Source organism: Flavilitoribacter nigricans DSM 23189 = NBRC 102662 (genome assembly GCF_002646595.1).
In the GTDB taxonomy this organism is placed as follows: Bacteria; Bacteroidota; Bacteroidia; order Chitinophagales; family Saprospiraceae; genus Flavilitoribacter; species Flavilitoribacter nigricans.
On the sequence record NZ_PDUD01000038.1, the window covers coordinates 1 to 25740 of the forward strand.

Annotated in this window: 14 protein-coding genes and 1 pseudogene; 8 read left to right on the forward strand and 7 right to left on the reverse strand. The window is 51.2% G+C overall.

What is annotated here, in order from left to right:
* The 4 genes and pseudogenes from CRP01_RS30810 to CRP01_RS30820 all read right to left on the reverse strand — a co-directional run.
* Positions 1–5299: pseudogene (locus CRP01_RS30810) on the reverse strand (hypothetical protein); the annotation flags it as partial.
* Between the two features lie 1110 nt (positions 5300–6409).
* Positions 6410–6541 carry a hypothetical protein gene (locus CRP01_RS43230; protein ID WP_262510343.1) on the reverse strand — a complete coding sequence of 44 codons (132 nt, stop codon included), beginning with the start codon at positions 6539–6541 and terminating at the stop codon, positions 6410–6412.
* 433 nt (positions 6542–6974) lie between these two features.
* Positions 6975–8552, reverse strand: a complete 1578-nt coding sequence (locus CRP01_RS30815) for a hypothetical protein (RefSeq protein WP_143473599.1) — start codon at positions 8550–8552, stop codon at positions 6975–6977.
* A 658-nt stretch (positions 8553–9210) separates the two neighbouring features.
* On the reverse strand, positions 9211–10767 hold the full coding sequence (locus CRP01_RS30820) for a hypothetical protein (RefSeq protein ID WP_099153925.1): 1557 nt from the start codon (positions 10765–10767) through the stop codon (positions 9211–9213).
* Positions 10768–11019: 252 nt separating this feature from the next.
* On the opposite strand from CRP01_RS30820, the gene CRP01_RS30825 reads away from it, so the two are divergent.
* The 8 genes from CRP01_RS30825 to CRP01_RS30860 all read left to right on the forward strand — a co-directional run bounded on the left by CRP01_RS30825 (position 11020) and on the right by CRP01_RS30860 (position 22476).
* The gene (locus tag CRP01_RS30825) at positions 11020–12186 is read left to right on the forward strand and encodes a 2-isopropylmalate synthase (protein WP_099153926.1); all 1167 of its coding nucleotides are present in this window, start codon (positions 11020–11022) and stop codon (positions 12184–12186) included.
* A gap of 249 nt (positions 12187–12435) precedes the next feature.
* The gene (gene leuC, locus CRP01_RS30830) at positions 12436–13830 is read left to right on the forward strand and encodes a 3-isopropylmalate dehydratase large subunit (RefSeq protein WP_099153927.1); all 1395 of its coding nucleotides are present in this window, start codon (positions 12436–12438) and stop codon (positions 13828–13830) included.
* 63 nt (positions 13831–13893) lie between these two features.
* Positions 13894–14481, forward strand: a complete 588-nt coding sequence (leuD, locus tag CRP01_RS30835; RefSeq protein WP_099153928.1) for a 3-isopropylmalate dehydratase small subunit — start codon at positions 13894–13896, stop codon at positions 14479–14481.
* Between the two features lie 12 nt (positions 14482–14493).
* On the forward strand, positions 14494–15606 hold the full coding sequence (leuB, locus tag CRP01_RS30840; protein WP_099153929.1) for a 3-isopropylmalate dehydrogenase: 1113 nt from the start codon (positions 14494–14496) through the stop codon (positions 15604–15606).
* 170 nt (positions 15607–15776) lie between these two features.
* Entirely contained in the window at positions 15777–16892 is a 1116-nt protein-coding gene (locus CRP01_RS30845) for a TRAP transporter substrate-binding protein (RefSeq protein WP_099153930.1), read from the forward strand.
* A gap of 287 nt (positions 16893–17179) precedes the next feature.
* Complete coding sequence (locus CRP01_RS30850) at positions 17180–17752, forward strand: DJ-1/PfpI family protein (RefSeq protein WP_099153931.1); 573 nt, start codon at positions 17180–17182, stop codon at positions 17750–17752.
* A 299-nt stretch (positions 17753–18051) separates the two neighbouring features.
* Positions 18052–21072: an amidohydrolase family protein gene (locus CRP01_RS30855; RefSeq protein WP_099153932.1), complete on the forward strand. Its 3021-nt coding sequence runs from the start codon at positions 18052–18054 to the stop codon at positions 21070–21072.
* Positions 21073–21150: 78 nt separating this feature from the next.
* Entirely contained in the window at positions 21151–22476 is a 1326-nt protein-coding gene (locus tag CRP01_RS30860; protein WP_099153933.1) for an amidohydrolase family protein, read from the forward strand.
* Positions 22477–22563: 87 nt separating this feature from the next.
* On the opposite strand, the gene CRP01_RS30865 is transcribed toward CRP01_RS30860, so the two are convergent.
* Genes CRP01_RS30865 through CRP01_RS30875 form a run of 3 tightly spaced genes read right to left on the reverse strand, consistent with a single transcriptional unit; the run spans position 22564 to position 25641 of the window.
* Complete coding sequence (locus CRP01_RS30865; RefSeq protein ID WP_099153934.1) at positions 22564–23748, reverse strand: alpha/beta hydrolase family protein; 1185 nt, start codon at positions 23746–23748, stop codon at positions 22564–22566.
* 30 nt (positions 23749–23778) lie between these two features.
* Complete coding sequence (locus CRP01_RS30870; RefSeq protein ID WP_099153935.1) at positions 23779–25083, reverse strand: TRAP transporter large permease; 1305 nt, start codon at positions 25081–25083, stop codon at positions 23779–23781.
* A 12-nt stretch (positions 25084–25095) separates the two neighbouring features.
* The gene (locus CRP01_RS30875) at positions 25096–25641 is read right to left on the reverse strand and encodes a TRAP transporter small permease subunit (RefSeq protein WP_233752800.1); all 546 of its coding nucleotides are present in this window, start codon (positions 25639–25641) and stop codon (positions 25096–25098) included.
* Positions 25642–25740 lie beyond the last annotated feature (99 nt).

Consider the following 25740-nt stretch of genomic DNA (forward strand, 5'->3'; position numbering starts at 1 on the left):
GGATCGGTCCGCAATTGTCAGAGCTTCCTTCGTCGATGTCGTCAGCGTATACGCGAGCCAGTCCCTGGCCACCGATAGATACGTTCAGATCGTCGTCGCATACTGCGATCGGCTCAACCTGGTCTTCTACCTGGAAGGCGCAGAAGATCACTTCTTTGTTACCGCAAGCATCAGTAACCGTGTACTTGATGAAGTGGCAACCCAGAGGAATACCGGATACATAGCGAGATGCACCAGGAGCGATGGTAGCAACAACAGGACCGTCAGTAGAGAAACCAACAATCTCAGTCAGTACTTCCCAGCTGGAGCAGTTGTCTTCCACCACCGGCATCGGTACTGCAAAAGCAGCAGTACAGTCGTAAGGACCGGTAGAGTACGTACGCAGGTCTTTGTGACCGTCGTTGTCGTAATCCACTTCTTCGCAGCTTACCACCGGCTTGGACAGGTCGCCCACTTTGATGGTTTGCTTGCACTCACGAACCCGGGCGTAGCCCTCAACACACCAGTCGAGGATCTCCCAGGTACGAACGATTTTGTAAGTTCCTTCACAAACTTCGATCCGCTCACCGTCGGTGTAAGAAGCACCCAGGTTGCAGAAAGTCTGGTTCAGGTAAGCTTTGTGCTCGTAGTCTGCCCAGTCGTCTTCACCTTTTACGTAGTCAACGTCAAAAGCCTGGTACAACCAAGGATAGCCGGTCTCATCGGGATGAGGGTTACCTTTAGCGTCCAGTTTGATGTCGTCTTCGCAGTCCAGCTCAGCATCTTTCGGGCAGTAAACGTCGTCCAGAGAAGGCTTGCCGATGATGATATCCTGGTAGCATACATCCGGAGATGCCAGCTCTTTGCAGGAATCCACAGCCGTGAATTTCCGGCGGATCACTACGTCATCGCAGTTAGGGTCATATCCGGTAATCACCTCATCCGTTACCGTTACGGTGATGTCACCGCAGTTGTCGGTGAACTTAGCGTAGCCGGAAACGTGCTTGAACAGCCACTTGGCGTGCTTGGAAGAAATGGAACCTTCGATCAGGTTACCGTCCGCATCCAGTACGTAAGTTACCGGGCCGTCCAGCAACAGTTTATCGATATCCGTGCAAATGAATTCCTGGTAGCCGTAGTTATAAGTATCCCAGCCGGATACATCTTCCGGGCAGTATTCCAGTACCGGAGCCTGCTTGTCTTCGGCCAGTACATAGCCCCAGCAGATAGACTCACCTTCCGGTCCGGTTACGGAGTATTTGTATTTGCCACACTCATCAACGGTTCCACCGTTGGAAGTGTCTCCATCTTCTACGATGATCTCATAGTCGGACTCATCCAGGCAGAAGAAAGTACCATTCAGTACATCGTCCCAGTCCAGGGTAGCCTGGCAGTTATCCTGCAGATTGACATTCACCTGGCCAACACAGACCAGATTGTAATCCGGCGGTACTACTTCGATAGTGAACGGAGTTTCCGCTATACAAGAAGGGCAGTCAGAATCCCGTACTTTAAATACGAAGTTGTAAATACCCGGTTCGGTATCTCCGGACATGGAGTAGGTCAGCGGAGAACCCGGCAGGGCCGTCCAGTCTACATCCGCAAATCCGGCAGCTTCGGCCGCTGCGTCCGCATCGATCATATATTCGTCGGGAATACCGGGCTCACCGGCAACCGCGTAGGAGATCAAGACTTCGGTAGCATTGGAGCAAACTACGTCTTCTACCGTTTCTGCCAATACGGAAACCGCACGGCTGATCGTGACGAGACGAGAATCCTCAATGGTCCGGCCACACTCATCCGTGTAGGTCCAAACTTCGCGGAAAGAACCGTTACAACCGTCATAAGGCACTACCTCTTCGAGCGTAGAAGTTACGGTTCCGCTGATCTCGCACTCGCCGTCTTCACCATTATCATAGGCCAGATCATTGGTTACTACATCATCAATGCAATCAACAGTAATGTCTCCCGGCTCAGACTCGAATTCGGGAGCAGCTGCTGGCTCAACCTCGATCTCGTAAGTGATGGTATTGATGGCATTACCACAGATAACTCCAGAGTAAGCCACAAAGATCGTACCGCCACACTTGTCAAAATCGCGTCCGATCGTCGGAGTCAGTGAACCACTGATCTCACAAACGCCATCTTCATTGTTATCATACAGTACCAGTCCGGCATCATCTTCGTCAAACGCAAAGGCGTCAGCGCAGCTCAGGCTTGCCGGCAGGTCCGGTTCTCCGATGGTCGGGAAAGGAGCCGGTAATACATCGATCACAAACGGCCCCAGCTCAAGTGGCCGGCCACATTGATCCGAAGAGCTGTAGGAAACCGTTATGGTTCCTCCGTCACATTGATTAAAGTCAGGTATAACGGTCGGCTGAACGGTTACGGATATCTCACAGTCATCGGTCTGGCCATTGCTGAATACCACACTAGGTGCAATGAATGCAACCGCTTCGGCACAGCTGATCTCGTCATCAAATTCCGGTGCAGTAGCAGTGGCTTCTGCCGGCGGCAGCCAGCTAAAGTTCTGCTCACAGCTTTCGGAAACATTACCACATTCGTCGGTGATCGTATAGATGCGGGTCAGTGTGCGACCACTGCAGATATCTCCGGTCATTTGCTCTTCGACATCAATGGTCATATCTGCCACGTCAGAGCATTCCTCAAATACGGTACCGCCCGCCGCTATAAAACCAGATACGGTGGTGTAGGGAGGATCAAGAACGAAATCACAGGGCAATCCTAGGATACCCACCGGGCAAGTGATCTCCGGTGCGGTATTATCTTCGATCAGATATTGTTGGTTACACTGTACGAACATTTCCCCCTGATCAAATTCACCGTTTTCGTTCAGGTCATCAAAGAGGAAGTAACGACGAATAACGGAAATTCCATCCGGGCAAAGTGTACCACCGACAACATCGTCGGCCACCATGACCAAATCCCCGCAGGGGCGGTCGGTAACCATAGAGAATACGTCAGTAATGTCGGTCAGGAACGGATTATCCGCCAGGAACGCATCGTAGTCGCAGTATTCCACCATTTGCACGGCGTCATCCAGCGCACAAGTTGCGAAAAACATGCAGCACTGCTCCAGATCGAGCATCAGGTCTACTTCAGCGGAACAGCCGTTGGCATCCGTAAAGGCAAAAGTAATGGTAAAGACACCAACATCATTTACCGGATCATTGGTGAAACTGGCCGTGCCGTCGCCATTATCCGTAAAGGTTCCGGCCGGTGCCGGATTGATTGTAAATGTACCACCCGTCGCATTCGCGCCGTTGACCATGCCGGTAAAAGTCAGGGTTTCATCATCGCAGGGGACTCCGGTTTGACTAATAGCCACTTCGGGGGTCGGATTGACCGTCACGACGAACGTGTCGTCATCGGTACACTGGTTATTATCCGTATAGGTGAAGGTGATGGTGTATTCACCGTCGCCGGCCAGGTTGGGATCGAGGGTAGCCGTACCGTTACCGTTATCCGCAAAGCCGCCGGTATTCGGGTTGATGGAGAACGTACCACCGACGCCGCTGCCGCCATTAATGCTTCCGGTAAATAATACCGGATCATCTTCTTCGCAGAGTTCTTCCGGACCGGTAAGGCTCACTACCGGAGAATCGTAAATGGTAAAAGGAATGGAAGTTTCACAACCATTTTCATTCGTATAAGTAATAGTGTAAGATCCTTCGTCATCGATACCCGGAGTCAGGGTAGCGGTATCGTCTCCGTTATCAACGAAACCGGCCAGAGGCGGATCTATGCTAAAAGAGCCGCCGTCACCGTCACCGGAGAATTCAGCTTCATCATCATTATCACAAATAGCGGCAGGACCGGTGATTACCGGCAGTGGATTCACTGTGATCGTCACATAGTCTTCTGCACTACAACCATCAGCTGTGGTATATTGGTAGGCAATAATATAGGTACCAACGCCGGCAATTGCGGGGTCGAAGGTAGCCATACCCATACCGATATCGGTCAAAGCACCGGGAGCCGGGGTTGACGCATCCATCATAAAGCAACCCAAATCACCATTCCCTAGGGGTGTGGGAGAACCGGTTAGTTTTGCCGGATCGTCATCGACACAAAGTTCGAAGTCATCATCCACGGAAACGGTCGGAGGCTCGGTGACCATCACCTCGCGCACGCAAACCACTTCCTCCAACATGCCCATACCGTTACACACCAAGCCGTCGGGGCAGTAGGTGATCGTGGCTGTCAGTGTGAAAGTGCCACCGCTTACACCGGTTACACCTATAGTATATGGTGCGGAGTTATCCGAAGCGCTGTTGTTGCCGGTGGTAGTAAAGTTGGCAACATCACCACCCATTTCGGTGATTTCCCAGTCTACGGCAACGATCGTGCCGGTGCCCGCAGGCAGGGTGGCGGTATAGAAACCCTCATCATCGCCACAGATCGGATTAGGACCGGTAACGAAACATTCGGCCGGTGCAACTACGGCACTTGCCTGCAGCTGTACTTCTTTATTACCGCAACCGTCCAGGTCGCCGGTAGCAGCGGTCAATTCACCCATGGTACACTGGCCGTTGACGTTACCCTGGTAATCATCATTACCACAGGCAGCAACGAACATATGGTAGGGGCTACCCGTAATATCGGTAGCGGAAGTACCTTCTCCCCATACTTCCGAAGCGGCGATATGACCACCCCAGGCTAATACTACGGTGCTTTCATTCGCGTCTACCTGAAAGCAAACTTTCACTCCGGCAAAAGCATTATCGGTATTCAGGTCCGATTCCGTTTGCATGCAAGGCATACCGACGAAAGTACCGTTCCAGAGAGAAATGTAATCTTCACCGGCACCGACCACTGCATTCTGATAGTGCGTACTCGGATCGACCGGAGTTACACCAGCCATCGGGAAAGAGGGAGCCGGCAGAGCAATTTGTTGCTCGGTAAGGGTCAATCCCTCCAGGTTGGTGTTGATCAGCGGATCGATCAATTCGGGCATAACATCCGGATTATGCGGATGGCCGAAAATATCGGTATGCTCATTGACTACATCGGCCCGATATGAGGTCAGGAAGTCAATAGCGTGCCGATCTCCCCGCTTAGTATCGTAACCCAAAGTGACGCAGTAGGTCGTTCCGGGTACCAGATCCAAAAGTTCTAAATGATAGGGAATGGTCATGCACTCGGCAAAGTGCGCTTTTTGCTCGTTGACGTTACCGGTAACCCAGTCCACCGTATTCAGCGGTGTTTCGGCCTTACCATTGGCGCCTTGTTCGAGCTTTTCTACTTTCTGGGCTTGCGAGGTGGGTAAATAAAATACGAATGCCAGTAAGACAAACATACAATATCTACCTAAAGCTAACCCCTTAGAGGAGAATTGCTTCATGAGAATAATGATTTGATTTGTAGTAATTAGTAGTATAAAAATGTTAAAAAACCTTGCCGGTTGCCCGACAGGGTGGTCGTCGTCTTTTTATATATAGTCTTCAGTTATAAACTGAATGAACTTATTGCTTAGCTAGAAAAATTTATATCTCTGTGATCCACAATAGCTTACAGCACACATTTCTTAAAATAAATCGGAATCAGGGCTGCATAAAAACACCGTTATGGCGCCTTACAGCATCAAGATAAGGGTAGATTGAGGATGAGGACAATGTTTGTTCAACTGGAACAACGTAGCAAAAATAAAAGAAAAATCAAGCTTTTACAATAAATGCTCCCTTTTGTTTAGGACATATTAAAAAAAAACGGGAGGTTGTTCATCAGACAGAACAACTCTCCCGCGCTATTTTTTTGTTTCATGCGAAGTTTAGCCTATAATTGTGAGTAAGAAAAAAAGCTGGGACATTTTTTGCCCCAGCCCAACATATTTAGGTACAACCATCTTACTCAAAACAGTAATCAGTATCGGCAAACAGCTGACAGTCAGTAAAAACTGTCTCTTTATCGCCTCCTTGCAGAGCCGAAACTGACCGGTTACGGAGCTTAATTTCCGAAACCTGGCGGACCATTGATTCCCGCAAAACCGAACTACCGGCGCGGGCTCTCCCGCCCGGTAGTCTGCACTTAATCAAAACATGGTCACATAAAGTATCTTAATAGTAAGGGTAGAACTTTTTCTCTTTCTTATTAAGTACATTACAAAGATAAGGGCCCTCTCCTTCATAATCTAGGACAAATTACACATCCAACCCCTATCTATTTCACCACCACTTTTAAATACTAAATCAATCAACTAATTGTTTTTCAATAATTTACGATTTTCAAAAATCTCCCAAAATTGAAATTTAGCCGATAGTAAGCTGGTTTTTATTAAAAAAATCCGGCGCTGTACAGAAGTTCGACAGCAGTCCGGTGCGGTAGCATTCATGCCAAAAGAAAATCCCGAACCTCCACGGGGGAAGTTCGGGATCCTGTCTTAGGTCAGAACTAAAGTAAAAAGACCGGTTTATTTTTTGCCTTTTTTGGGGCCGATGATATCTACGATGATCTTTTTGCCTTTTGATTGACCGTTTACGGACATAGTTCTGGTTGAGATCCGGGAAATACCGGATGGGGCATTTGTGTAAATTTGTTTCATGATAATTGTCGTTTTAAAAAATTTTACATGAGATTATTTAAAAGTTTGTGTTGACAAATTACTGCCAAATAACAACGGAAACAAGGACAAAAAACGAGTTAAACCCAGGTAATTCAGACTTGTGTTTTGAATTTACAACTCTACAACAATCTGATTAACAGCACTTTACTCGATTTAAAATTATGCAAAATATCATCACATCCTGAGATCTGTCAAAAATCTCACATTTCAATAATAATATATACATAACTGCTTCCGCGCTTTGGCAAAAACGAGACCGTACAACCGTCTGGCAGCGGCATAAAACCACTACTCCATTCCGTTGCCGGATAGATTTAGAATAAACTTGGGTGTCAGGTTCAGATTTAGTAAAGGAGACGAGAAAATCGCGAAGATCAGGGGGTTCAAACGGGTTTCAGAGGATTGGTTATTTTTAACTCGAAGCAGCCCTGGATTTTCGACCGGCGAAACTTCTTTCCTTACGGGATTTCCCGGAACGGAAACTGGTATCCAGCGAGCTGATCACCATGGTCCAGAGTTCCTCGTAGGGAATGATCTCGATTTCGTGCGTTTGTTTGGCCATATCCAGGGGGACTGATCGTAATTTCTTCAGATATTTTGCCGTTTTCCGTTCCACAGCAACCCGGTGAAAATTATTGGCCGGGATCTGCAACAGCATCTTAATGAAGCAGTTGCTGCGGTAGGTATCATCCTTGGTCAGATAACGACTACAGTATTTCTCAATGGCTTCGATCCGCTCGATCGCCCGCGTGTATTTGCGGTGAATGATCAGGGTCAGGATCTGGGCCACCAGGATCGGAATATTCATTCCGCGTTTATCCCGGTTGAGGTGGGGAGTGGCATTGATAAAGCGACCGTAACGGAATTTACTCAAGTGGTCGTTCCCGTCTTCCTCCTTCACCTTCTCCAGGTGATAGAGCGCCTGCAGGAAGGCCTCGAATATATTCCAGATCTCTTTCATATTGGCCGGCAGCTTATCGTACTGCCGGTGATTTACCGTATTCAGGAAGACCCGGTAGGCCTGCTGATAGTTCTGAGTATGCGTGCTGAGAATAAAATACAGCTCCTGGTACTTGAACCAGTTGAAGGATCCTTCTTCCAGGAGGTCCAGACACTTTTCCGCAGCTTTTTTTCCAGCATTGTACTGTTTCAGCTGGGTGTGGCACACGATCAGCTGGTAGTAGAATACCTGGAGCGGTAAATGGGCCGCGTATTTTTTCTTTTCGAAAAAGGTGATCGCCTCTTCACAGATCCGGATCGTATTCTCGTAATCATTCACACTGGTGTGGGCGATGATCCGGATCAGATTACCACTGAGGTGCAGGCGGTAGGCATCATACTTTTGCATTACCTCTTCCAGCTCGGCGTAGTAGGCCTTCGCTTTCAGGTGCCGCTCCCGGTCGATCCCTTTTTCCTTAACCAGGCCCATACTCAGTTCGGTGTAGTATTCTTCGGCCAGGTCCTCGTAATAATTGATCTGGTGGTATTTTTTATAGAGTTGGTTGTATTCGTCGAACCGCTTCTGGTTCCCTTCCCGGGTACCGTAAGTGATGCGCAGGTTTTTCGCCACATCCATTACGATGTCGGAAAAGTCGAAGAACTTGGCCTGTTTCAGTACTTTCTCGGCGATGTTCGAACCGATCTGACGGCCGTACAGTCCCCAGAGGATCTTGGAAGCAGCCCAGTAGCGGTAGCACCGGAAATAGGCCCGCTGGCGATTGGAAAAATCGGAATTGTTCTCGTTAAGAAAAAAGACATGGTTGAGCAGGGTGCTTTTGGTCCGGCTTTTCAGCTTCTGATAACTGGAGTGATTGCGATCCGCATCGAAAAAATAGTCGGCCGCATCGTCATCATCGTCGAACCGCCCGTCCAGCAGCGCTTCGTAAAACTCGCTGACCTTGGAGGCATCCTTACCCTCCGACCCGAGCAGATCAACCTGCTCCAATCGGTTATTTTGAATAATCCTTGCTAGTTCTTTAAGTGAATCCATGTTTTACCTTTTCTCTTGTATCCGGCTTCGGGAAGACGGGCTTGTCCGGGTATAAGACAATCCACCGTCATCCCAAGAGCGCTGTCTTCGGACTTTTGTGTTTACTTGCTTTTAAAAATCAATTGAGCGCACAATTGGGTAATTGCGTGTGGGGAGTTGCTCTAAATACCAATGGTATGCTTTTTGGATCGCCTATTTTTTGTATTGATGTCTATAACTTGCAGATAATATGGTATATAAAAATACCGCATTAAGTTTGCGCTACAAAGCTTTACCGCATTATTATGGAATAGTGCGGTGTTTTTTAGTTGTAATTTAGTAAGGAGTGATTCGGTCTGAGGGAAAATACTTCGCTATATCGGATATCCTGAAGTATTGCTTATGGTTCAAATTTAGGATAAGGATAAGGCCAGCACAAACAAATACTCACAAATTTGTGACATAGTAAAAAATAATAACTGTAATTTTCAAATGCTTTTGAAAAGCCGAATACCCCCTTTAAACCCTCATTTTTAACATATATTGTTTATTTATCTCCACTTATCCCCTCCCGCAGCGCAATTTATACTTTATGCAGTATGCGGTTTTGTTTATATCCATTGGACGGCATTTTTATGAATCTATCCGCTTTCCGCCCGATATTTTGGGATATTTAACTTTAGCGGGCCACTTTCTGGCGCTGCAGAAATTTTTCGCGGATAATATCCTGAACGTTACGGTCTTCGATCTTACTTTCCAACCAGGAAATGATATCCAGGTACAGGAAGGGCCGACGCTGGAAGGGATCGCTTTCCAGTTTTACGAGCTTTTCTTTTAGCCGGATGAATTCCTTGCGGAGTTCGGAAGCCCGCATCTTGGGCGTTTTGCGCAAAAAACGGAAGATCTCGCGCTGGACTTCCTGCAGGTCCTTGTTCTTGGCCAGGAACCGATAGACCGATTTGACCTGGTATTCCACCAGTTGGGCGTTGCCCAGTTCGAAGTGAGCGATGAGGTTAAGGATACGGGCAAAAGCCTGAATGTCTTCGCGGTAATCCGGATTTCGCTGGTTGATGATCAGGTTCAGGTAATCAATGGCCTTACTGTTGTCACCACTGCCGAAGTAGAGGCAGGCAATGCGGTAATAAAAGATGAGTTCGCGGTGGTGGTCCCAGTTGTACTCGTCGGATTCGATCAGTTCGATGATCTCCGGCACCAGCGACAGCCCCTCCGTGAAAGTACCTTCCAGGTAGTGCCTTTCAATACTGTGGACGTAGCGGAAAAGCAGATACAGGCCTTCCGTGTTCTTCTCCTGCTTGACCGGGAAGCGCTCCGGCAGGCTTTCCAGTTCGGAAAGCACGTCTACGAAGCGATCGTAGTACATGGCATTGAAAAGTGATCCCAGCAGATTATGCACACCTTTTAAATAAAGAGGCAGGTTCAGCGTGATCATATCCTGGTTGTCGTCGAAAAGATCGACCCACTTCTGGGCGTAGCGGTAACTCATTCGAAAATCGTGGGTCATGTGGTACAGCCAGACGTAAGACTGGCAGAAGTAGACCTTTCCCCAAAACTCCAGATCATCGTAACCCACGGCGGGCAGATGCGACTGGAAGAACTCCTTGACAAAAAAGTGATCCTTTTCGTTACGGACATAGCCCACCTTTATATACAGGCTGTAGAGTTGCAGCGCCAGATTGGAAAACAAGTGGGTCTGTTCGTTGACGCGGTTGAGGTGGATGGAGCTTTCCGTCAGTTCTTCGGCCCGGCCTTCAATGCTGCGGGTAATGTACTGGCCTTCGATCAGTTTTTCAAACTCGACGATCTCCAGTGCCTGGCTGCTGAACTTGAACTTCAGGGCCCGCGCCTTGGCTTTATCCAGAATATCCAGGCTCTGTCGGTACAGACCTTTATTATACAGCACCCGGGCGTAGTCGATCGTCTCCCGGATCTGAATATCCTCGTTGTAATTTTTGTTCAACAGGCGCAGACTGGTGAGCAGCTGCTTGTATAAATGGGCCTTTAAATTGGATAACTGACTCTTCTTTATTGCGGGCAGTTTGCGTAGGATCAATGCTTCATCGTATTCCTTATGCCGGTCCATGACATCAAACAACTGCAGGAAAAGGATCTCATCGGAAGACTGGTTGCGGCGCACAAAGAGGCGAAAATGCCGTTTTTCCGCGCGAGTGAGCGACCTTATCAACTGGATGAGATCATCTGTCTTCTGTTTAGGCATTGTAGTTCTATATTTTTTAAAACCCTGTTGTTCAGCCATTTGCAAAAACTGTATTCGGCTGAAACTTTGGAGTAATTCTAATTTTAGTTTTTAGATCTCCCTCTGTCCTGAATATATTTGAGATACTAAAGTCGTAAGTTGTGAGTCTTCAGTCGTAAGTCCACTCCAAACCTGACCTGTGACCTGCGACTAACTTACTTGTGACTCCACAAAGTGGCAAACAAACATAAGCTTTTTTAAAAAAATCCATTCATGGCCGACAATAGGATTTACATTTTTGATACGACCCTGCGCGACGGAGAACAAGTGCCGGGCTGCAAACTGAACACCGAACAGAAAGTAGAAATAGCCAGAGAACTAGAGCGACTGGGAGTAGATGTAATCGAGGCTGGTTTTCCGATATCCAGCCCGGGGGATTTCCGATCGGTGGTAGAGATTGCCAAAGCGGTGAACGAACCGGTAGTGTGCGGCCTGTCCCGGGCCGTTGCCAAAGATATTGAAGTAGCTGCCGACGCCGTAAAGAACGCTAAACGCCCACGGATCCATACCGGGATCGGCACCTCGGAATCCCACATAAAATTCAAACTACAGACCACGCCCGAAAAGATCATTGAAAAGGCGGTCATGGCGGTCAAACACGCCAAGCGCTTTGTAGAGGATGTGGAATTCTACGCGGAAGATGCCGGACGCACCGACAACGAGTTCCTCGCCCGGGTGATCGAGGCCGTAGTGGCGGCGGGAGCTACCGTGCTCAACATTCCGGATACGACCGGGTACTGCCTGCCGGAAGAATACGGCGCCAAGATCCGCTACCTGCGGGAGAACGTGAAAGGCATCCACAAGGCGATCCTTTCCACCCACTGCCACAACGACCTGGGACTGGCTACCGCCAACTCCATCGCCGGCGCTCAGAACGGAGCCCGCCAGATCGAATGTACCATCAACGGTATCGGCGAGCGGGCCGGCAACACTTCCCTGGAAGAGGTGGTCATGATCATGAAACAACACCAGCACCTGAATTTGGTGAATCAGATAAATACTCCACTGCTCAATCCGATCAGTCGTTTGGTATCCGAGCGTATGGGCATGCCAGTACAGCCGAACAAAGCGATCGTCGGCGCGAATGCTTTTGCCCACTCTTCCGGTATCCACCAGGACGGCGTGATCAAAAAGCGTGAAACCTACGAGATCATCGATCCGTTAGAGGTAGGAGTAGATCATTCCAAGATCGTACTGACGGCACGTTCCGGTCGGGCGGCAATCGCCTACCGCGCCAAAAACATCGGGCACAACCTCACCAAGGAAGAACTCGATGTAGTCTATTCCGGATTTCTGGAGATCGCCGATCGCCAGAAAGAAGTTTCGGATGACGATCTGAGCAAACTGATCAACTCCAAATTGAGTAGTGCTACTGCGTAAGGCTAATTTTAAGCAGTATAACATACTAGTAAGAGTGACCGTATCGATGGCGATAAAAATCCGGTATTCGTAATACTTTCGTTTTTATTGTCATTGATATAGTCATTATATTTGTACGGCTTCTTTTTATACCAATCCTTACTAACCAAATTTCACCAGAATTTACCGTTGACCGTCGACCTTCAACCGTCGGCCTTCAACCGTCTACCTATATATTTATTTTGTCAATTTCATTATTTGATCACAATCATGAGCAAGACACTTTTTGATAAGATCTGGGATGCCCACGTAGTGGCCCAGGTGGAGGGTGGAACCGAAGTGTTGTATATCGACCAGCAGTTCATCCATGAGGTAACCAGTCCGCAGGCTTTCGCGGGCCTGGAAAAGCGCGGTATTCAGGTAGCACGGCCCCAACAGACCGTAGCCACCGCCGACCACAACGTACCGACCAAGAATCAACACCTGCCCATCAATGAAGAACTCTCCCGCTTCCAGGTCAACAAACTGGCCGAGAACTGCGAAAAGTTCGGCGTAGACTATTACGGACTGGGGCACCACCACAACGGTATTGTACACGTGATCGGGCCGGAGCTGGGTATCACCCAGCCGGGTATGACCATCGTTTGCGGCGATAGTCACACCTCTACGCACGGCGCTTTCGGCACCATCGCTTTCGGCATCGGTACCAGCCAGGTAGAGCAGGTACTCGCTACCCAGTGTCTGCTGCAAAAGCGTCCGAAGCGGATGCGCATCACCGTGGACGGTAAATTGTCCAAAGGTGTACTGGCGAAAGATATCATCCTGTACATCATTTCCAAGCTGACCGCCAGCGGTGGAACCGGGTACTTCGTGGAATACGCCGGCTCGGCTATCCGCGAACTGTCTATGGAAGGCCGGATGACCATCTGCAACATGAGCATCGAAATGGGTGCCCGCGGCGGTCTGATCGCACCGGATGAAAAGACCTTCGAATACGTGAAGGGACGCAAATTTGCGCCTAAAGGCGAAGCGTTCGATCAGAAAAAAGCCTACTGGGAAACGCTGTTTACCGACGAGGACGCCGTTTTCGACAAGGAGTTCAACTTCCCGGCCGAAGACATCGAACCCATGGTCACCTACGGGACCAACCCGGGTATGGGTATTAAGATCACCGGTAATATCCCGAAAATGGAGGACGTGGACAATCCGACCACTTTCGCCAAATCCCTGGAGTACATGGGCCTCAAAGCCGGCGAACAACTGCTGGGTAAATCCATCGACTACGTATTCATCGGCAGCTGTACCAACTCCCGCATCGAAGACCTGCGACTGGTGGCCGACTACGTACGCGGCAAGAAAAAAGCCGAACACGTCAACGCCATGATCGTACCGGGATCGCAGCAGGTAATGGCCCAGGTACAGGAAGAGGGACTGGATCAGATCTTCCGCGAAGCGGGATTTGACTTCCGCGAGCCGGGTTGTTCGGCCTGTCTGGGCATGAACGAGGATAAAGTGCCCAAAGGCAAATACTGTGTCTCTACTTCCAACCGGAACTTCGAAGGGCGTCAGGGACCGGGTGCACGCACCATCCTGGCCAGTCCGCTGGTAGCGGCCGCTACCGCCATCGAAGGCCGTATCGTTGACGTACGGGAAGCACTAAATTAAAAAATTGGAGGGGGCAGATAGCTGTCGATACGGTTACCCGCCCGCTCCCCAGCAAAAAATATCATGGACAAGTTCAAAAAGATAAATTCAACGGCGGTGCCGATCCCCATCGAAGAAGTGGATACGGATCAGATCATTCCCGCCCGTTTTCTGAAAGCGACCACCCGCGATGGATTCGGTGACAACCTCTTCCGCGACTGGCGCTACAATTCCGATGACTCGCCCAAGGAGGATTTCATTCTGAACAATCCGACCTACAGCGGGACCATCCTGGTAGCCGGTAAGAACTTCGGCTGCGGATCCAGTCGCGAACACGCCGCCTGGGCGCTGTACGACTACGGCTTCAAGGTAGTGGTATCCAGCTTCTTTGCGGATATTTTCCGCGGGAACGCCCTGAATAACGGCCTGTTGCCGGTACAGGTATCGGAAGCATTCCTGCACGATATCTTTACGGCCATAGAGAACGCCCCCCAGGCTGAGTTTGTTGTAGACCTGGAAGCTCAGACTTTCACCATTGCAGCTACCGGCCAGTCGACCTCTTTCGAGATCGATCCCTACAAGAAAATGTGCCTGATCAATGGCTACGACGATATCGATTATTTACTGAGCTTAGAAGATGAGATTAAGGCTTACGAAGCCCAAAGAGCATAACCACCAACAATTATGAAAAAGAAGATAGCCGTATTGCCCGGCGACGGGATTGGACCGGAAGTTACCTGGCAAGCCATCAAAGCCCTGGATGCCGTCGGAGACCGCTTCGATCATTATTTCGAATACTGTTTTGCGGATGTAGGTGCGACCGCCATCGATAAGACCGGCTCTCCCCTACCCGACCTGACGCTGGAAGCCTGTATGAACGCCGACGCGGTACTGTTCGGCGCCATCGGTGATCCCAAGTACGACAATGATCCCAACGCCAAGGTACGTCCGGAGCAAGGCCTGCTGGCCCTGCGTAAGGGACTGGGACTGTACGCCAATATCCGGCCGGTAACTACTTATTCCAACCTCCTCCACCTTTCTCCGCTGAAGGAGAACAAAGTGAAGGATGTGGACCTCGTTATCTTCCGCGAACTGACCGGTGGTATCTATTTCGGAGAAAAGGGACGGGCCGAAGACAACAGCTCGGCATTCGATACCTGCCTGTACAAGCGGGAAGAGATCGAACGCATTACCCATCTGTCCTTCCAGCACGCCCGTCAAAGACGCAAAAAGGTAACGCTGGTAGACAAAGCCAATGTGCTGGAAAACTCCCGGCTGTGGCGCCACGTGGTGCAGGAACTGAGCACCGGCTATCCGGATATCGAACTGGACTACATGTTTGTGGACAACGCGGCTATGCAGCTGATCCAGTGGCCCAAGCAGTTTGACGTAGTACTTACCTCCAATATGTTCGGAGATATTCTTTCCGACGAAGCGAGTGTGATTGCGGGCTCGATGGGCCTGCTGCCTTCCGCTTCCATCGGTTTGCACACCTCTATGTTCGAGCCGATCCACGGTTCGTACCCGCAGGCGGCCGGCAGTGATATTGCCAACCCCATGGCGGCTATTCTGTCCGCAGCCATGCTGTTGGATAGTCTGGAGCTGTTCGAAGAAGCTAAAGTGATCCGCGCCGCAGTAACCACCCTGCTGGAAAAAGGTATCGGTACCCCCGAACTTTCTCCACGCATCACTTACGGAACAACGCAGATCGGTGACACCATCGCTCATATGATCGCCGAACCCGACTTCATGATCAAGGATGATCAGGTGAACGAGGGGATCTCAACGATCATTTAAGCGGGTCCGGTGCCGTGCACCGGAAACCGAATACCGATATCGACTAGAGTTGAGTTTTTAGAATAACATTAATGATTTGAGTTTTTAAGGAGCGGGGCCTTTGGTCCCGCTTTTTTTATTTGGCCGGCTTTCCCTAACTTTGGAATAACAAATTTTCTTAAATTTCCTCCATGAAAATCAACCGGAAATCCTTCTTTAAGAGTCTGGCCATCGGCACTATCGGCCTGCCCGTATTCCTGCGTACTTTTTTAGGTAAGAACTTCGCCCAGTCCCGGCAACAGGTGGGCGCGATCGACGGCCAGCGGCACAACTGGAAAATGGTGACCACCTGGCCACCGAACTTTCCGATCATCGGGGAGGCCTGCCAGTTGTTTGCCGATTCGGTGGAAGCGATGTCCGGTGGCCGCCTGCACATCCAGGTGTACGGCGGCGGTGAGCTTGTTCCTCCCCTGGAAGCTTTCGACGCAGTACGTACCGGAGGTGCGGAAATGGCCAGCGGCTCGGCCTATTACTGGGCCGGAAAGTTGCCGTCCGCTCCGTTCTTTTCCACCGTACCTTTCGGAATGAACGCCCAACAGGCCAACGCCTGGATGATCTCCGGCGGTGGGCTGCAATTGTGGGAAGAGCTGTACGCGCCCTACAATCTGCTCCCCATGCCCGGCGGCAATACCGGCGTGCAAATGGGCGGCTGGTTCAACCGGGAGATCAACAGTCTGGCCGATCTCAAGGGCCTGAAAATGCGGATTCCTGGCCTGGGCGGTAAAGTATTCGAACGGATCGGCGGTTCGCCGGTACTGATGGCCGGCAGCGAACTATATACCAACCTGGAACGCGGCGTGATCGACGCCACCGAATGGCTTTGTCCTTTTCATGACAATTTGATGGGTTTCCAGGAAATTGCTAAATATTATTACTATCCTGGCTGGCACGAACCGGGCACGGTTCTGGAACTGCTCTTTAATAAGGAAAAATTCGAAGCCTTACCCGCTGATCTGCAGGCCATCCTGCGTACCGCTGCGGCCCAGATGAATATCTGGGTGCTTTCCACCATGGAAGCGAGAAATGCAACAACGCTGGCCGCTATGATCGAAACCGGTGTAGATATTCGCCCTTTCCCCGAGGATGTCATCAGCGAATTGCGTAATCAAACGAAGCAAGTTATTAAGGAAATGACCGATCAGGATCCGTTTACCAAACGGGTGTATGAATCATACAAGACGTTTCAGCAACAGTCCAACAATTGGGCGAACCTGTCGGAACGGATGTATTATGATTCTCTGACTTGATGTTAGAAGGTGTGAAAGTGCTAAGGTGGAAATGTTATTATGTGTTGATGTTTTGAGGTGTTAGGGTGTTGACTTTAGAAAGTGTGAACGTGCTAAAGTGGAAATGTTTTAAGGTTGATTTGGAAGGTATTCCTATCCCTAGCATCCGGCAAAACAATTGAGTAAAACCATTGATCCATCAGCACCAGAAAGGACGTCAGTACAATTTTCAGATCAACCCTAGCCGACCACCAACATTAACACATTACAACCTCAACACTTCAACACATTTAATAAAACGAAAACCAATGCCAAGTAAAAAAATACTCATCATTACCGGCGACGCCGGAGAGAGTTTCGAGGTACTGTACGCCTCCCACCGTTTCCGGGAATCCGGGTACCAGCCCGTGATCGCCGCCCCCAGCAAGAAGCGCATGAACCTGGTGATCCACGATTTTGAGCCGGGTTGGGATACCTACGTAGAACGCCAGGGCTACCTGGTGGAATCGGATATTAGTTTTGACCAGGTCGATACCGCCGACTACCACGCGGTGATGATCCCCGGTGGTCGCGCTCCGGAATATCTGCGCAATGATAAGCGTCTGATCCGGATCGTCCAGGAATTTGCCGAAGCGGGTAAATTTATCTTTGCCATCTGCCACGGCATCCAGTTGCTGGTGACGGCCGGCCTGGTGGACGGAAAGCAGATCACCTGTTACGAACACGTCAAGTTTGAAGTAGAATCCTGCGGAGGCACTTTCATTGGCCAGCACCAGGCCATCAAGGACGGCAGACTGGTGACCGGTCAGACCTGGCAGTCCCACCCCGAATTCTACAAGCTGGTTTTTGAATGCCTTAAAGAGGAAAGCCTGGTTGCCTGATCGCAGGGTAACCTTACACGTATCGTTTTTAGTTTTTCTGGTTTATCTGTTATGATCCCCAATTAGTCGGCTTGCGCCGTTCCGGTTGGCTCTTAGAGCCTATCCAGAAACCGTTTTTGCTGTCGAAAATGACCAGATTTGGGTGCTCACGAAGTCATTTTCGAGTTTCGTAGCAGCGCTACGGAAGGAGGGAATGACGAAATGAGGTTCCATAAATGGTTATTTTAAGACCAAAGGATGGTTTTTGGATAGGCTCTTAGTTCATTTTTTGTTGCTCTAAACACTTAACATTTTCTAGTATGAAAAAACTCACTCTACTCCTGCTTTATTTAGTGGGGATGTCCGGCCTGTTGCAGGCGCAGGAAACATTTCCGGTAAATGATGTACAGGACGTCCGGTCAAAAGCCTACGCTTTTACCAATGCAACCGTTTTTACCAGCTCCGATACCAAAGTAGAAGGAGCCACCTTACTCATCCGCAACGGAAAGATCGAAGGGGTCGGCAAGGGCCTGAGCGTGCCTCAGGGTTATACGACTGTCGATCTTGGAGGAAAATTCATTTACCCTTCCTTCATTGACATGTATACGAATTACGGTATGCCCGAAGCCGAGCGCTCGCGCGGTGGCGGATTCGGTGGTGCCGAGCAGATACAATCCAATACCGCCGGTGCCTACAATGGCAATGAGGCCATCAAGTCCGAATTCAACGCAGCGGAGGTCTTCACCGTTAACGACCGTGATGCCAAGGGCTGGCGCGATCTGGGTTTCGGTTCGGTGCTGAGTTTCCGTTCCGACGGTCTGGCCCGGGGTACTTCTACCCTGGTTACCCTGGCGGACAATACGCCCAACCAGGTCGTACTGGACCCGAAAACGGCCGCCCACTACTCCTTCAATAAGGGTTCTTCCCGGCAGAATTATCCCTCTTCGGCCATGGGGTATATTTCGCTTCTGAAACAAACTTACCTGGATGCCGAATGGTACGGCAGTTTCGCCGTACAACCCTTTACGGATCTCTCGCTTCAGGCCTGGAACAACACCCAGTCTATGCCGCAGATCTTTGAAGCCAACAACTGGGTGAACATTCTGCGGGCGGACAAACTCGGAGATGAATTCGGGGTACAATACATCATGCGTTCCGGTGGCGACAGCTACCAGCGCCTGGATGAGGTAAAAGCCACCGGAGCCTCCCTGATCGTTCCCCTGAACTTCCCGGATGCCTACAATGTGGACGATCCCATCGATGCGTACAAGGTCAGTCTGGAAAACATGAAGCACTGGGAACTCGCTCCGGCCAACCTGAGCTACCTGGAAAAAGCGGGCATCGACTTTGCCCTGACCGTAGATGGCCTTTCCAAAAAATCTGATTTCTGGAGTAATCTGAGAAAAGCGATCGATTACGGTCTGTCCGAAGATGCCGCTTTGAAGGCCCTGACCGAAGTACCCGCCAAACTAATGGGTGTAGCCGATATGGTGGGCAGCCTGAAAGAAGGCATGGTGGCCAACTTCATCATTACCTCGGGCAACGTATTCGACGAGGATGCCACCATCTACGAGAACTGGATCCAGGGTAAGCCTTACAAGCTCAACGATATGGTAGCTCCCGATCTGAGCGGACAGTACGTTCTGGCTCTGGGCGGAGACAGCTATGACCTGGAAATTTCCGGCAAACCCGGTCGCCCGCAGGCTAAGATCGTCGTCAACGACACCACCGATGTAAAGGTCAATCTCTCACTCGACGAAGAAATGGTGAGCCTGAGCTTTAATCCTGATCCCAAGGATAAGGAAGGCGGCATGATCTCGCTTTCCGGCTGGATCCAGGACAAATCCCTGGCGGGTACTGGACAAATGTCCAACGGTGCCTGGGTAGACTGGTCGGCCAACTACGCTGACCCGCTGGAAGCCAAAGGCGAACGCGGTGGTCGCGGCGGCAGCGATAAGGCTCCCGAACTGGGTGAGGTCATTTATCCCTTTGTGGCCTACGGCAATAAGGAAGTCCCCCAACAGGAAAATATCCTGATCAAAAATGCTACCGTCTGGACCATGGAAGAAGCCGGCATGCTCGAAAATACCGACGTATTGCTGGAAAACGGCAAGATCACTCAGATCGGCAAAAACCTGGCTGCCCGCGGTGCCCGCGTGATCGATGGTACCGGCAAACACCTGAGCCCGGGCATCATCGACGAACACTCTCACATCGGTGCCAGCTCCATCAACGACCGGGCGACCAACTCCTCCATGGTGCGCATCGGGGACGTAGTTGATTCCGAAGATCAGGAGATCTACCGGGCTTTGTCCGGTGGCGTGACGGCCATTCAGATCCTGCACGGATCGGCCAACCCGATCGGCGGACAGTCCGCCCTGATCAAACTGCGCTGGGGCCATGCTCCCGAATCGATGAAGATCGACAATGCCGATGGATTCATCAAGTTTGCGCTCGGTGAGAACGTGAAACGCTCCCGCAGCGACAACTCCATTCGTTACCCGCAGACCCGGATGGGGGTTGAGCAGGTGTACGTGGATGCTTTTCAGAGCGCCCGGGACTACGAAAAGAAATGGAAAACCTACAATGCGCTTTCGGCCAGCGCCAAAGCTAAAGCCGAAAAGCCACGAAAGGACCTGGCCATGGAAACCATGCTGGAGATCCTGAATAAAGAGCGCTTCATTACCTGCCACTCATATGTACAATCGGAGATCAACATGCTGATGAAGGTTGCCGAGCAGTTCGACTTCCGCATCAATACCTTCACCCACATCCTGGAAGGTTACAAAGTAGCCGACAAGATGGCGGAACACGGCGTGGGTGCCTCCACCTTCTCCGACTGGTGGGCCTACAAATGGGAGGTGCGTTACGCCATCCCCTACAACTCGACCATCATGATGCGCGAAGGCGTGGTTACCGCCGTTAACTCGGATAATGCCTCTCTGATGCGCCGTCTGAACCAGGAAGCGGCCAAAGCGGTCAAGTACGGGGATCTCGATCCCTACGAAGCCTTCAAAATGGCAACCATCAACCCCGCTACCCTGCTCCACCTCGACGATCGGATGGGCAGTATCAAAGTGGGTAAAGACGCGGATGTGGTGCTGTGGTCGGACAACCCCTTGTCCATCTACGCCCAGGCGGAAAAAACCATCGTAGACGGCACCGTCTTCTACGATATGGAGAAAGATCAGGAAATGAAAAAGGAGATCCGCGAAGAGCGGGCCCGTCTGGTACAGAAAATGAGGGATGCCAAATCCAAAGGTGGCAGCACCCGTCCGGCTCGGGCCACGTACCGCCACCACTGGGAATGTGACGATGTACACGTTTACGAAGGAAATTAGTACGGAGAATGGAATGTACAAACGTCCCAATTTCCTTTATCCTAATTTCCCAATCTTAAATTTTGGAAAGAAATAACTATGAAAAAATTCCATATATCATTTTTGATCATCATTGCGCTGTTCCTGGGTAAGAACGGGACGGCTCAAACCCGGGTGGTTCCCGCACCGGCCCAGGACACACCCATTTTGCTGCAGGGTGCAACCATCCACACCGGCACCGGTGACGTAATCGAAAACGGGATCGTTGCCTTTGCCGACGGGAAGATCACCGCTGTCGGCCCCGCCGGCACCAGCGTGACCGATCAGGGCAATTACGAAGTCATGGACGTCAGCGGCAAACACATTTATCCCGGACTGGTACTCACCTCTTCTGATCTGGGCCTGGTGGAAGTCAGTTCCGTACGCGCTACGGCCGACTTTGCCGAACAGGGAGATATCAACCCAAACGTTCGCTCGATCGTCGCGTACAATACCGATTCCGAATTGATCCCGACCTTCCGTTTCAACGGTATTCTGCTGGCCCAGACGGCGCCGAGATCCGGAGTGATCTCCGGTTCTTCCTCCGTGGTACAACTGGATGCCTGGAACTGGGAAGACGCCGCCTACCACACGGATGACGCCATCCACATGGGTTGGCCCAATAAGGAATTCAGTCCCCGCTGGTGGATGGGTGAGACCAACAGCAGACCCAATCCCAATTACGACAAGACGGTAAGTGAGGTGGACCAGCTGTTCACCGATGCTGCCGCCTACGGTCGGATCGGCAATCCGGACATCATCAACCTGAAGCTGAAAGCAATGCAGGGCTTATTCGACGGATCCAAAGCGCTGTTCATCGGGACGAATGACGCTAAAGCGATCATTTCGGCGGTGAAAATGGCCAGGAAGCACGGTGTCCAGCGCATCGTGGTGGACGGCGGTTACGAAGCCCTGCTCATCAAGGATTTCCTGGTGGAAAACAAGATCCCCGTCATCCTGAGCGATATCCACGGTCTGCCCTCTTACGATCATGAAGACACCATCTTTCCCTACAAGATGGCGAAGGAGTTTTCCGATGCGGGTATTGAGATCATCATCAGCGGCGGTGCGGGTTATGCGGCCCGGAACATGCCTTTCTATGCGGGTACGGCGGTTGCCTACGGTCTGGATTACGAAGAAGCGATCAAAGCCATGACGCTGAATCCCGCTAAAGCGCTGGGCATTGCCGATCGTGCGGGTAGCCTGGAAACGGGGAAAGACGCCATGATCCTCATTGTGGAAGGCGACCTGCTGGACATGCGCACCAGCAAAGTGGAGCAGGCTTACATCCAGGGTCGCAAGATCCAGATGGACGCTCGCCAGCAGTGGTTGTACAAAAAGTATTCGGATAAATACGGCCACGATACCGGAGAAGGTGGACGGTAAGAGTGTGTTAAGGATGGAGTGATCCGGACCTTACTTGGGCCTCCAATATGCACTACCGGAAAACGGTAGATGGGATCCAAATCCTGTCTACCGTTTTTTTAATGCCCCGACCACCCGGTCCGCGATCGTTTGCCATTCTTTGGAAGCCGGATCGACGAACTCATTGTGGTCCGTATCGGGGAAGATCAGTAGTTCGGCCGGGATGCCGCGTTGCTGCAGGATCTCGTAGGTATATTCGCTGAGTTCTACCGGGACGTAGACATCGAGACTGCCGTGGGCCAGGATCAGTTCCGTATCCGCTGCGTAGTGCAGATACCCGACGGACAGCGCCTGCCGGAGAGATGGGTCTTCAGCGGCAGATTTCAAAAAATGGGTTGCGGCCTCTTCTCCGCCCCCGTGTTTGTAAGCTTCATCCAGGTCCGTCACCCCGGCCAGTGAAATGCCCAGACGAACCGGCACCTGCGGTTCGGGCATAATTTCCGCCAGTGATCCCTGCGGAATACTACTGGCCCAAACCGACAAATACCCTCCCGCTGAATGGCCAACCACCGCTACCCGCTCCAGATCGAGCGGATGGGCTTTGGCCAGTTCCTGCAACTGGTTGAGGGCCAGCAACACATCCCGGTGGGATTCCGGGAAACCGCCGCCGCTCTCTCCTACCCGTCGGTACTCGATATTCCAGACCGCGATGCCCTTTTTGGCCAGATCCGCCGCAATGCCGTGCATACTGTCCCGGTAATAGCCGTCCCGCCAGAAACCGCCGTGGATCAGCATCACGACCGGATGCGGACCAGCCCCGGCGGGGAGCATCAGATCACCGATCTGCGAATCCAGCGTACCGTAAGCAAGGGTTTCGTAGGGATAGTCATTGGCGTGCAACAGGAAATGAATCGACCAGAATACCCCGCGTTCGCGGCGGCCGTAGATCGTCCGGATGATCTTCCGGTCCGCTTCGGGTTTATCGATGCGCCGGTGTTGGCCCCGGCTGTTCAGGAACAACTCTACCACGGGGAAATCGGTCTTTTCGAAATAATGCTCCAGCTCCCGGGAAGGGACTGGATCCTCCGGGGATCGCAACAGGATCACCCCCAGCAGTTCGCGGTGGGAAGCCGCCAAGGCGACGATGGGTATAATGGCGTCGGCAGCAGCACGATGGATGTCCAGGGTAACGGACAGGTCCGCCGCGGATTCCTGGAACAGCGCATAAGTAGATGCTGCGTCGGAAAGCGTTCCCGTACGCGTATCGATAACCATGATCAGCGGCTTGGACATCCTCAGTTGTTTTGGGTTTGGATCGGGAAATTACTGAACCAGGATCAGTGCAATATCCGGGAAAAAGACGACCAGCAGTAGCACCAGCAACTGGATCACCAGAAAGGGAATGATCCCCCGGTACAGATGTCCCGTAGTCACTCCCGGCGGGGCGACGCCCTTCAGATAGAAAAGCGAGAAGCCAAATGGAGGTGTCAGGAAGGAGGTCTGCAAATTGAGGGCCAGAAGAATTCCGATCCAGATCAGATCGATATTGAGTTCCACAAAGATCGGGCTCACTACCGGTACGATTATAAAAATGATCTCAATAAAATCAATGAAAAATCCGGCCACAAATACGATCGCCATCACCAGCAACAGGAAGATCATCGGCGAAAGATTGGAATTCCGGATGAGGTCCACCAGGAAAATATCGCCCTGCATCTCGCGAAAGACAAACGAAAAGGTCGTTGCGCCCAGCAGGATCAGGAATACCATACTGGTCAGATGCGTAGTTTCCCGCATGACGGACTGTAGGGTTTCCAGGTTGAATTTGCCCTGGATCATCGTTAGGATGGAAGCACCGAGCGCCCCCACGGCCGCGGCTTCCGTCGGCGAAGCGATACCGGCAAAGATCGATCCCAGCACGGCCACGATCAACAGGATGGGCAATACAAAAGCCTTAACTACCTTCTTACCGAAATCCTTGCTCTTAAATTGTTCGATCTCCTCCGGCGGGATACTCGGAGCGAGTTCCGGGCGCAGATGCGCAAAGATCAGGGTGTAGATGATGTAAGCCACCACCAGGATCATACCCGGTACCAGCGCCGCCGCAAATAGTTTACCAACCGAAACGTTCAGCACACTACCCAGCAGGACCAATACGATCGAGGGCGGAATGATCTGCCCCAGCGTACCCGATGAGGCAATCGTCCCCGTAGCCAGTTCCGGCTGGTAGCCCCGCTTGAGCATAACCGGCAGGCTGATCAGTCCCATAGTGATCACCGTCGCTCCCACAATTCCCGTAGAGGCCGCCAGCATCGTACCCACGATCAGCACCGAGATCGCCAGGCCTCCCTTGATCTTGCCGAAAAGAATGGCCATGGTCTCCAACAGGCTTTCCGCCAGCCCCGATCGTTCGAGCATGATCCCCATGTAGATGAACAGGGGTACTGCCAGCAGCACATAGTTGCTCATGACCCCCATGATGCGCGGAGGCAGTGCGGAAAAAGCAGCCGGATCCAGAAAGCACAAGGCGTAGATCACCGAAAGCCCGCCCAAGGTAAGCGCTACGGGATAACCGTAAAGGATCAGGAGGAAAATGCTGATAAACAGGATAATAGCAAGTATTGCCATGGATGGTTTTTCTTATTCGGTCGTTTCGGAAGACGCTTCCTTGATTTCGAGATAGGATTGCAGGATATTGGCTATCCCCTGCAGCAACAGCAGGAACACACCCACGGTGATCCCGAATTTGATCACGTACAGAGCCGGCAGACCTCCCGGGTCGGGAGATCCTTCCCCGATCCGGAAAGATTGCATGGCGTAACCCCAGGAACTGTAGATCACCAGTATACACCAGGGAACCAGAAAGATCAGACCGCCGACCAGGTTGACCATCGCCTGATCCCGTTTTCCGAAGCGGGAATAAAAGAGGTCAACTCTTACGTGCCGGTCGTGCTTAAACGCATATCCCGAACCCAGCAGGAAGATCAGCGCGAACAGATGCCATTCCAGTTCGATGGTCCAGGCTTTGGTCGTATTGAAAAGATAACGGAAGATAACGTCCGTCACCACCAGCACCACCAGTCCGGTGGTCAGCCAGGAAACGGCTCTTCCGATCCGTTCGTTGATCCGGTTGATCCCATCGACTATCTTTTGTAATCCCTGCATATCTTCTGATCTAGAGGGCACAATTTAATAATTTATTTTAAGCCTTTAAGGTATCGGGCAATAAGGTTTCGCCCGGAAGTTGCGGGAGCAAAAAAAAGTTCCGATCCCTTCTTTCCGCGC

Bases quoted from the DNA above. Each gene is read 5' to 3' on its own strand.
- CRP01_RS43230 (WP_262510343.1), bottom strand. From the start codon at position 6,541: ATGAAACAAATTTACACAAATGCCCCATCCGGTATTTCCCGGATCTCA.
- CRP01_RS30815 (WP_143473599.1), bottom strand. From the start codon at position 8,552: ATGGATTCACTTAAAGAACTAGCAAGGATTATTCAAAATAACCGATTG.
- CRP01_RS30820 (WP_099153925.1), bottom strand. From the start codon at position 10,767: ATGCCTAAACAGAAGACAGATGATCTCATCCAGTTGATAAGGTCGCTC.
- CRP01_RS30825 (WP_099153926.1), top strand. From the start codon at position 11,020: ATGGCCGACAATAGGATTTACATTTTTGATACGACCCTGCGCGACGGA.
- leuC (WP_099153927.1), top strand. From the start codon at position 12,436: ATGAGCAAGACACTTTTTGATAAGATCTGGGATGCCCACGTAGTGGCC.
- leuD (WP_099153928.1), top strand. From the start codon at position 13,894: ATGGACAAGTTCAAAAAGATAAATTCAACGGCGGTGCCGATCCCCATC.
- leuB (WP_099153929.1), top strand. From the start codon at position 14,494: ATGAAAAAGAAGATAGCCGTATTGCCCGGCGACGGGATTGGACCGGAA.
- CRP01_RS30845 (WP_099153930.1), top strand. From the start codon at position 15,777: ATGAAAATCAACCGGAAATCCTTCTTTAAGAGTCTGGCCATCGGCACT.
- CRP01_RS30850 (WP_099153931.1), top strand. From the start codon at position 17,180: ATGCCAAGTAAAAAAATACTCATCATTACCGGCGACGCCGGAGAGAGT.
- CRP01_RS30855 (WP_099153932.1), top strand. From the start codon at position 18,052: ATGAAAAAACTCACTCTACTCCTGCTTTATTTAGTGGGGATGTCCGGC.
- CRP01_RS30860 (WP_099153933.1), top strand. From the start codon at position 21,151: ATGAAAAAATTCCATATATCATTTTTGATCATCATTGCGCTGTTCCTG.
- CRP01_RS30865 (WP_099153934.1), bottom strand. From the start codon at position 23,748: ATGTCCAAGCCGCTGATCATGGTTATCGATACGCGTACGGGAACGCTT.
- CRP01_RS30870 (WP_099153935.1), bottom strand. From the start codon at position 25,083: ATGGCAATACTTGCTATTATCCTGTTTATCAGCATTTTCCTCCTGATC.